The sequence below is a fragment of the Pigmentiphaga daeguensis genome (assembly GCF_039523035.1).
In the GTDB taxonomy this organism is placed as follows: domain Bacteria; phylum Pseudomonadota; class Gammaproteobacteria; order Burkholderiales; family Burkholderiaceae_B; genus Pigmentiphaga; species Pigmentiphaga daeguensis.
Genome location: NZ_BAAAEN010000043.1, coordinates 23,385 through 31,356 on the forward strand (window position 1 = coordinate 23,385; position 7,972 = coordinate 31,356).

Sequence of the window (7,972 nt, forward strand, 5' to 3'; positions counted from 1 at the left end):
ACCACGCATGTTGTCCCGTCTGATTGAGTTTTCCCTGCGCCAACGCGCGCTGGTGCTGCTCGGCGTGCTGGCTTTGGCGGGCGCGGGCCTGGCGGCCTTCCTGCAATTGCCGATCGACGCCTATCCGGACATTTCTCCAACGCAGGTCAAGATGATTATCAAGGCCCCTGGCATGACGCCCGAGGAGGTGGAGTCACGCGTGATCACGCCGCTGGAGATGGAGTTGCTCGGCGTGCCGCGAGGCGTGATGCTGCGCTCCACCGCCAAGTACGCCATCGCGGACATCACGCTGGACTTCGCCGAAGGCAGCGACATCTACTGGGCGCGTCAGCAAGTGGCCGAACGCTATGCCGGCGTTTCGGGCAGCCTGCCCGAAGGCGTCAGCGGCGGGTTGGCGCCGATTTCGACACCGCTGTCGGACGTGTTCATGTTCACCATCGAAGGCGGTGGCCTCACGTTGAGCGAGCGCCGCGCCCTGCTGGACTGGACGCTGCGCCCGGCCCTGCGCACGCTGCCCGGTGTTGCTGATGTCAACGTGCTGGGTGGAGAAGCCAAGAGCTTTGCCGTGGTGCCGGATCGCGCACGGCTTTCCGCTGCGGGCCTCAGCTTCTCTGATGTCATCACGGCGATCGGCCGCAACAACCGCAATGACGGTGCGGGCCGCCTGGATGCAGGCGAAGACACGCTGATCGTGCGCGCTGAAGGCGCGATCCACACTTTGGACGATTTGTCCCGTCTGATCCTGCGCGCGGGGGCCAATGGTACGGCCCCAGTTCGCCTGGGCGACGTGGCCCAGGTGCGCATCGAAGGCGTGACGCGATATGGCGCCGTCACCCGGGACGGCGCGGGCGAAGCGGTGGAAGGCATCGTGGTGGCGCTGCGCGGGGCCGATGCCTCGGCGCTGGTCAAAGCTATTCGAGCGCGGCTGGACGAGGTGACTCCCAGCTTGCCGCCCGGCGTCAAGGTGGTGCCGTTTTATGACCGCAGTACGTTGATCGAGCGCGCTGTGGGCACGGTGGAAAGCGCCTTGCTGGAAGCGACGGTACTGGTTGTCATCCTGCTGCTTCTGTTCCTCGGCGAGCTGCGCGCCGCGCTGGTGGTGGCGGTGATGCTGCCGCTGGCGGCGCTGGGTACCTTCTTGCTGATGCGCCTTGTCGGCATGAGCGCCAACTTGATGAGCTTAGGGGGCCTCGCAATCGCCATCGGCATGCTGGTGGACGCTGCCGTAGTGGTGGTGGAAAACGCCGTCAGTCGGCTCGACCCGCACGCACCCAGTGCGCACCAGCCGCGCCTGCACCGCATATTCGCGTCGGCGCGCGAGGTCGCCGTGCCCGTGGCCTCCGGCATCCTCATCATCTGTCTGACCTTCATGCCCCTGCTCACGCTGCAAGGGTTGGAAGGCAAACTGTTCGTGCCGGTGGCGCTGACCATCGTGTTCGCCCTGGGCGTCTCGCTGCTGCTGTCGCTCACGTTGGTGCCGGTGCTTGCCTCCCTGCTGCTCAAGGAACACGCGCACACCGAGCCGTGGGTGATGCGCTGGGCCACGCGCCTGTACCAACCGCTGCTGGAGGCTGCGCTTCACCACCCGCTACGCGCATCGGCGGTCGCCATCGCGGCCCTGGCATTGGGTGTGGTGGCCTACCTCGGCACGGGCAAGGCGTTCATGCCGACGATGGACGAGGGCGATATCCTGCTGCAACTGCAAAAACCGCCGTCCATTGGGCTGCAGCGCTCGCTAGAGATTGACCTGGCGGTGCAGAAGGCCATCGGTACGGCGGTGCCCGAGGTGCGGCACAGCATCGGGCGGGTGGGCTCCGACGAGCTGGGGCTCGACCCGATGGGCCTGAACGAAACCGACCTGTTCATGCAGCTCGCACCGCGCAAGGATTGGCATGCAGCTAACAAGGACGCGTTGAGTGCCGAGATACGCAAGGTGATGGATGCCTTCCCCGGCCTGGAATTCGGCTTTACCCAGCCCATCGAGATGCGCATCTCGGAAATGCTCACCGGCAGCCGGGGCGACGTGGCCGTCAAGCTGTTCGGCCCTGATCTGCAAACACTGGGCGATCTGGCGCAGCGCATGGCCGCTCGCATCGAGAAAGTGCCCGGTGCGCGCGACGTGCTCACCCAGGCCAGCGACAGCGTGGAATACCTGCAGGTGAAGGTGGATGCGCAGGCCGCAGGCCGCGCCGGGCTGGCCGTGACACAGGTTCAGGACGAGTTGCGCGCGCAGCTCGAAGGCGTGCCGGCCGGGCTGGTGATCGAGCCGGACAGGCGCACGCCCATCGTGGTGCGCGGGGATGCCCGGCTGCGCGGATCGGCCGAGCGGTTCAAGGACTTGCAACTCGCCCGTGGCGATCAGGGCGAAATCCCCCTGGCCTCGCTGGCGCGCATCGCCACCACCGATGGCCCCGTGCTGGTGCGGCGCGAGAACGGCTCGCGCTTCGCGCTGATCCAGTCCAGCGTGAGCGGGCGCGATCTGGTCGGCTTCGTGGATGAAGCGCGTGCCGCCGTGGCGCGCGACGTGCCGCTGCCGCCCGGCTACCGCGTCGAATGGGGCGGCCAGTTCGAGAACCAGCAGCGCGCGGCGGCCCGCCTTGGCATGGTGGTGCCGGTGGCCCTGGCGTTGATCTTCTTCGTGTTGTTCATGACCTTCGGCTCGGTGCGGCAGGCCGCGCTCATCCTCGGCAACGTGCCGTTTGCCATGGTCGGCGGCGTGGCGGCGCTGTGGCTGTCGGGGCAGTACCTGTCGGTGCCTGCTTCGGTCGGCTTCATCGCGCTGCTGGGCATCGCCGTGCTCAACGGATTGGTGCTGGTGACGCACTTCAACCACTTGCACGCGCTAGGCCTGCCCATGGAACAGGTGGTGCGCGAAGGTTCGTTGCGACGGCTGCGCCCAGTGCTGATGACGGCTTCCATCACCGCCTTTGGCCTGGTGCCCCTGCTGCTGGCCAGTGGCCCTGGCTCTGAGATCCAGCGCCCACTCGCCATCGTGGTGATTGGCGGACTGGTCAGCTCCACGGCGCTGACCCTGATCCTGCTGCCGGTGCTGTACCGGCGATTCGGCCAGGCCATCTCCTCACAACAAGGAGTCCGCGCATGAACGGATTGAAAGAAGCGCAACTGGTGCGCCTGAATCTGGTGTTTCCACCCACGCTCGAAGACGCCGTCACCGATGCCCTGATGGCCGACCCGGTGCTGCCAGGGTTCACCCTGTTGCACGCAGAAGGGCATACCGGCGACTTCGCGCGCGCGTCCATTCGCGAGAAGGTTCGCGGCCGTGTGGATCGGCGTGTCATCTGGGTGTTGATCGAACCCGAACGGCTGGAACAGGTTCTGGCGCATCTGCGCCAGCGCATCGCATCGAGCGACGTGCGCTGGTGGGTGGAGCCGGTGTTGGCAAGTGGAAGACTGGTATGACGAATAAAAACAAAGGATGCAGCCTGGTACTACCGACTGGTGCCGTCATGGTGGCCATCGCGGCTTTGACATTCCATCCCGCGCAAGCGCGTGCCGATGATCTCTCCTGGCTGCCTGCGCAGGCGCAAGTCGAAACGGCGATGAAAACCCAGCCGGTCGTGAATGCCGCAGCCGCTCGCTTGAACGCGGCGGCTGCCACGCAAAGCGCCCTTGAAGCCGGTAGTCACGAATTTGAACTCAGCAGCGGCCTACAACGCCGCAACGTGACCAACGAAGCGCGCCGCTACAACGAATGGGAAATCCAGCTCAGCCGTGCTGTTCGCCTGCCGAACAAGGCGCGTCTGGATCGGGACATCGGCAGCAGCACCCGCAGGGTGGCCGACATGCGCCTTGAAGATGCCGAGCACCAAATGGCAAGGCGACTGTTGGAAGTCTGGGCCGGATGGCTGCGCAGTTTCGTCGTAGCCGACGAGATGCAAGCGCAGGAAAAGTTGCTTATTCGTGAGCAGGAAGCAATGGCCCGGCGCGTGGCCCTGGGCGATGCCGCGCGGCGGGACAGCGACGTTCTGCAAGCCGAGCTTGCAATGCTTGCAGCCCAGGTCAGCGCTGCGCGCGACGCAGAACGGGCAGCGCGTCAAACGGTGGTGATCGAATTCCCCGGCATTGAGATTCCCGCCCGGCCATCCACGCTGCCAGATCCCGCTCCCTTACCAGGAGGCTCACAGGACTGGCTGGCGCGTATCGTGCGGCAGAGCGTCGAAATCGGCATTGCAGATGGAGAGGCGGCCCGTCTTGCCAAGGTGGCTGAGCGCGCCCACGCCAACCGCACGCCCGACCCCACAGTCGGGGTACGCATGATGTCTGAACGCGGCGGGGCGGAACGTGTCATTGGCGTTGTCCTGACGGTGCCATTTGGCACAGACTATCGCAGTGCAATGGCTGCCACGGAAAGCGCCAACGCGGCGGCCGCAGAGGCGGAGGCGCTCGGCGTGCGGCGCGCGGTGGAGCAAAGTGCGTGGGTCGCCGTGCAGGCTGTTGACAGCAAGCGCACGCAGTGGCAGTCATTCGCGCAGGCGCTGGCCGCGCAGACCACGGCCAGCAACCACACGCGGCGGGCTTGGGAACTGGGAGAGGCCGCCTTGGCCGAATACCTCTTGACGTTGCGCAACCTGCGCCAGACACGACTCGCCGAGGCACAGGCTCGCGTCGATGCGCTGCAAGCGTCAGCACTGGTGCGTATCGATGCGCATGCGCTGTGGCATTCGAAGGAGGCACATGCCGATGCCCCTCAATGAATCCCGACTACTGGGCAACGCCCCACTATCCAACGCACCATTCGCACCTCGATTCTTAATCACTCATCTAGCGCTACCAGCGGGTGCGGCGCTGATCATAAGCAGTCTATTGATGGATGGCGGTGGGGACTTCTGGGTCGCCGATCATCTCTATCGCTTGCAGGGCAGCCGATGGGCTTTGCGAGATGCCTGGCTAACCAACAATCTGCTGCATCGGGGAGGAAAGAATCTTTCCACCTTGCTGGCAATTGCGGTTGCAGCAACGTGCATCTGGGCTTGGAGAAAAAAACGTAGCAACAAATGCGCGGCATACCTACGCTGGCCGCTACTGTATCTTTTTTGTGCGTACTTGATAGGGGCACTGACGGTTTCGGCGCTGAAATCGTTCACTAACATGGATTGCCCTTGGAACTTGGTGCGCTATGGCGGAGCGCGAGTGTTTGTGGGCCTGTTTGAAACACGCCCGCTCGGTATGCCCCGCGGTGTGTGCTTTCCCGCAGGGCATGCAAGTGCCGGATATGCATGGGTCAGCCTATATTTCTTTACCTTGATGGTTCGTCCTGCCTGGCGTTGGATGGCCTTGGCCGCAAGTTTGATGATAGGTGCCATCTTTGGATGGACCCAGCAGGTGCGCGGAGCCCACTTCCTTTCCCATGACTTGTGGACGCTCCTGATTTGTTGGGTCGTTGCCTTGGGTCTTTTCATGGTCTGGCAACGCTGGTTTGTTGATGGCTCAGGCGATGTCCATTCATCGGGGTTCCAAGCATGAGAACTTTCAAACAGGCTCTCGGTATGGTGCCGCGATTCAGAACTGCAAACCTCAAGAACCTAAGCCATTGGCGACCACAATGCAGCGTCGAGTGGCTGATCTTGATGACCAGTATTTTCTTTGCACTGGCCTGCAATGGTCTATTTTGGAGTAGCGCCTTAGGCATCCAGTCCAGCTTACGCATGGGCACATCCGTACTGCTGTTTTTGGTGGGAATTCATAGTCTGCTGTTGAGTTTGATTGTGTGGCGCTGGAATGCCAAGGTTTTACTTGCGGTGCTGTTTGTTGCCTCTGCCCTCGCGACACACTACATGCGCAGCTTTCATATCTACCTCGATTCGAGCATGTTGCGCAATGTTCTAGCCACAGACTTCAAGGAAAGTCGCGAGCTACTGACGCCTGCATTGATTGCTCCACTAAGCCTGCTGGCAGTAGTGCCGATTATTTTGCTTTGGCGAATCCGATTGATCGGGCGTACTTGGCTGAAAGCAACCGTGTGGCGTATGGGATTGATGCTGTTTTCGGCACTGATGATTTCAGGTGGTGCCATGCTGTCATTTCAGGACATGTCCGCACTGATGAGAAATCATCGCGAAGTTCGATACTTGATTACACCGGGAAACTATTTGGTGGGCTTGCCAAAGGCACTGAAAGGTTCCTCTATCACGCAATCCGCTGAAAAAAAAACCATTGGAGCTGATGCCGTCGCAACAGTCAGGCCCGAAGGCAGTCGGCCACGTTTATTAGTCTTCGTCGTAGGTGAGACGGCTCGCGCCCAAAACTGGGGATTGAACGGCTATGCACGCGACACAACGCCTCAATTGACTCAGATGGGTGTGATCAATTTCTCCGACATGCACTCCTGTGGAACTAACACCGAGGTTTCTGTGCCTTGCATGTTCTCGTCCTTTGGTCGCCGAAACTACGATGAGGACAAGATTCGCTCACACCAATCCTTACTGCATGTTCTGGAGCGCGCCGGTATTACCACCTTGTGGAGGGATAACCAGTCAGGCTGCAAAGGGGTGTGCGATGGTCTCGAATATCAACACCTAGGGAGTGCACAAAGTCCCTCTTTATGCGTTGATGGTCGGTGTTTCGATGAGATTTTGCTTGAAGACTTACCAGCTCAGGCTCGAAAAATTCCCGGTGATCGTGTGATTTTTTTGCACCAGCTTGGAAATCATGGCCCGAGCTACTTTCAACGATACCCAGCAGCGTATCGCAAATTCATCCCAACATGCGACACACCGGAAATGGGGAAATGCACCCGCGAACAGATCGTGAATAGCTACGACAACGCTATTCTCTACACAGATCATTTCCTAACCCAAGTCATCAAAAAATTGCAGGGGCTTTCCGACTACGACACAGCTATGATATTCGTCTCGGATCACGGCGAATCCCTGGGCGAGAAGGGACTTTTTCTGCACGGTATGCCTTATTCGATTGCTCCACAAGAGCAGACTCGTGTTCCTTTGGTTATGTGGTTCTCTTCAACGTTTACGCAAAGTCGCGGGCTGAATATTGGCTGTTTGAGTGCGCGAGCCCGCTCTTATGCGAATCACGACGCATTGTTTTCGTCTGTCTTGGGGCTAATGCAGGTTAAAACAATTGAGTACGACAAGAATTTCGATTTTTTCTTTGGCTGTGATGATAAGAATATGTAAGAGTTATTCTCATGAAAGATGAAAAACACACGGTCACAACTGCGCCCTTGTCCGCATTCGAAAATAAACAAAAATCTCGCCGAGGAATATTGAGAGTTTGGCATGCCTCCCATTACTCAATTCAGGGATTGCGCGCTGGATGGAATGAGCCGGCCTTTAGACTTGAGTCAGTACTTTCCTTTGTGTTGGTCCCATTGGCCTTCTGGTTGGGGCGGGGCTGGGTGGAGGTCGCTCTTCTCTCAGGAAGTATCCTTATTTTGATGATTGTGGAGCTGCTCAATACTGCTGTGGAATCGGCGATTGATCGTATTGGCCCTCAATGGCATGAGCTATCAAAGCGTGCAAAGGACATGGGAAGCGCTGCCGTGCTGTTAGCCACTTTGTTGACCGGGGGGGTTTGGCTGTCAGCACTCTGGCAAAGGCTAATTAATTAGCCGCGCAAATGAAATTAGACGAATTAAAGTGGAGTGAGCACAATGGAGCTTCGACATCTTCGCTGTTTTCTCATCGTTGCGGAGGAGCTTCATTTCGCTCGCGCCGCTGAACGGCTACATATCGACCAATCTCCACTTTCACGCACTATCAAAGAATTGGAAGAGGAGCTTGGTGTTCGTTTATTCATTCGTACTACCCGAAACACTCAACTAACCCGTGCCGGGCGACAGCTTCTGGAGCATGTCCCGCGCATTTTTACCGCGTTGGATCAGGCCCGTGATGGCGTCGTAAGCTCCCCCAATTGGTAGACATCAGCCGGTAGAATTTCGGGGCCTCCACGAGTCGGAGACTCCCTTGAAGAAAAGCAGGTTCACGGAAAGCCA

6 protein-coding genes and 1 pseudogene are annotated in these 7,972 nt (G+C 59.8%); all 7 read left to right on the top strand.

Translation table 11 applies throughout. The features are described from left to right. Positions 1–7: 7 nt before the first annotated feature. Complete coding sequence (locus ABD104_RS29055; protein ID WP_313311038.1) at positions 8–3,103, top strand: efflux RND transporter permease subunit; 3,096 nt, start codon at positions 8–10, stop codon at positions 3,101–3,103. Beyond that, the gene (locus ABD104_RS29060; RefSeq protein ID WP_062168876.1) at positions 3,100–3,420 is read left to right on the top strand and encodes a DUF3240 family protein; all 321 of its coding nucleotides are present in this window, start codon (positions 3,100–3,102) and stop codon (positions 3,418–3,420) included. Before ABD104_RS29055 ends, ABD104_RS29060 begins: the two co-directional genes overlap by 4 nt. Then, complete coding sequence (locus ABD104_RS29065; RefSeq protein WP_343928764.1) at positions 3,417–4,715, top strand: TolC family protein; 1,299 nt, start codon at positions 3,417–3,419, stop codon at positions 4,713–4,715. Before ABD104_RS29060 ends, ABD104_RS29065 begins: the two co-directional genes overlap by 4 nt. Continuing rightward, positions 4,696–5,484 carry a phosphatase PAP2 family protein gene (locus ABD104_RS29070; RefSeq protein ID WP_343928765.1) on the top strand — a complete coding sequence of 263 codons (789 nt, stop codon included), beginning with the start codon at positions 4,696–4,698 and terminating at the stop codon, positions 5,482–5,484. The genes ABD104_RS29065 and ABD104_RS29070 overlap by 20 nt, the downstream gene beginning before the upstream one ends. Next, on the top strand, positions 5,481–7,154 hold the full coding sequence (locus tag ABD104_RS29075) for a phosphoethanolamine transferase (RefSeq protein ID WP_343928766.1): 1,674 nt from the start codon (positions 5,481–5,483) through the stop codon (positions 7,152–7,154). The genes ABD104_RS29070 and ABD104_RS29075 overlap by 4 nt, the downstream gene beginning before the upstream one ends. An 11-nt stretch (positions 7,155–7,165) precedes the next feature. Further along, entirely contained in the window at positions 7,166–7,588 is a 423-nt protein-coding gene (locus ABD104_RS29080; RefSeq protein ID WP_313311041.1) for a diacylglycerol kinase, read from the top strand. A 42-nt stretch (positions 7,589–7,630) separates the two neighbouring features. Next, positions 7,631–7,891, top strand: a pseudogene (locus ABD104_RS29085) (LysR family transcriptional regulator); the annotation flags it as partial. Positions 7,892–7,972: the final 81 nt, after the last annotated feature.